Annotated in this window: 1 protein-coding gene; it reads right to left on the bottom strand. The window is 40.6% G+C overall.

The genetic code is table 11. From position 1 onward, the window contains the following. Nucleotides 1-437 precede the first annotated feature (437 nt). Nucleotides 438-1,627 (bottom strand): M20 family metallo-hydrolase (locus H7254_RS15930; protein WP_301933908.1); only part of this gene is annotated, 1,190 nt, incomplete at its 5' end.

The following is a 1,627-nucleotide window of genomic DNA, read 5'->3' on the forward strand; positions in this document are numbered from 1 at the left end:
CCATCCAAATAGTAATGCTATTTAAAGAAATTAATAAATGTGAACGATGTAAAAAAAACAGAAAAAGCAATTTTAAAAAATAGAATTTTGATTGCCTCAGCTAGATAGAGTCAATTTCAAATTCCGGGGCATAGACCCAGTTCTCTGCATACATAATCTTTCTTTTTTAGCTCCAGCGGAGCGAAATGCCAGTAGAATAATAAATTGTAAAATGGATCAGAGCTCCGTAGGAGCAAAATGTTGTTTACCAGATAAGGTATAAAAAAAAGTGCATCTATAAAGCCAAATAGAAATTCAATTGCTGACGGGCTGAGGGATAGCAGCGGAAATACTTTTAGGAACGCCGCAAAGCGGGTGAATAAAAGATTGCAGCGAATAGCCCTGACAAATGCTCAAAAAAGTATGATTGTTGAAAGCCCCAAAACTTTCTAAAAAAATCACAACATTTCCAATACAGTACCGTACAAAATTTCTGCTCCTAAAGCAAGGTCATCATAGGATGCAAATTCTTTGGGATTGTGGCTGATGCCGTCTTTACAGCGAACGAAAATCATTCCATAATCGCAGGCGTAAGAAAGTGCGAGGGCATCGTGAAAGGGTCCACTCATTAATTCCGGAGCGTCAAGATTTTGCTTTTCACAATTATTTTTGATGATATTTTTTATCCAGTCTGCACAATAACGGGGCTCGCTGTTGGTATCTTCTGTAATGGTATAAGTAAGTTGGTGTTTGTTGCAGATATTTTTAATTTCTGCAGACAATTGTTGTTCATACAAATTTCTTCGGGCTAAATCAATGTCTCTCAAATCGATGGTGAACACTACTTCTTCTGCTATAATATTTCTGCTGGCAGGAAAAACTTCCATTGTTGCAACTGTTGCCACTGTTGGGTTTGCAGGATTTTGTGTGGCAATTTTATTTACAGCCATCACAATTTCTGCAGCGCCCAGCAAGGCATCTTTTCTTAAAGGCATAGGTACGGAACCTGTATGACCGGCCATGCCTTTTAATTTTACAGTAAGCCATAGCGGCCCCGAAATGCCTGTAACAATGCCGATGGGTTTGTTGGCAATATCTAAAATGGGCCCCTGTTCAATATGCAGTTCTAAAAAGGCGTGAATGCTGCCAGGCGCATATTCCGAAGCTTTAAAGTTTGTGGGATCACACCCAAAATCTATCAACGCCTTCTCACGGGTAATACCATCTTTATCCGTTCTTGCCAACTCCCCTTCTTCCAACTTTCCTAAAATACCTCTTGAACCAAAAAGTCCTTTTGTAAAACGCCAGCCTTCTTCATCTGCAAAAGAAATTACTTCGATACTGCGCTTGGGTTTGGTGTTATTTTCTGACATTGTTTTTACAACTTCAATGGCGCAAAGGACACCGGCAACTCCGTCAAAACGGCCACCATAAGGTTGCGAATCTAAATGCGAACCCAGCATTAAAACAGGCAACGTTTTATCTTCTCCTTCCAGTCTGCCAATAAGATTTCCAAAATTATCGATATGGGTTTTCATACCTGCAACCTGCATCCTCGAGGCGGTCAATTCAGTCCCTTGTTTTCCCAAAACAGTCATGGTGGGGCGGCAGGTTCCTGTCTCGCCGATTTTACCAATGAGGCTCATGG

Source organism: Ferruginibacter sp. (assembly GCF_014377975.1).
GTDB lineage: Bacteria > Bacteroidota > Bacteroidia > Chitinophagales > Chitinophagaceae > Ferruginibacter.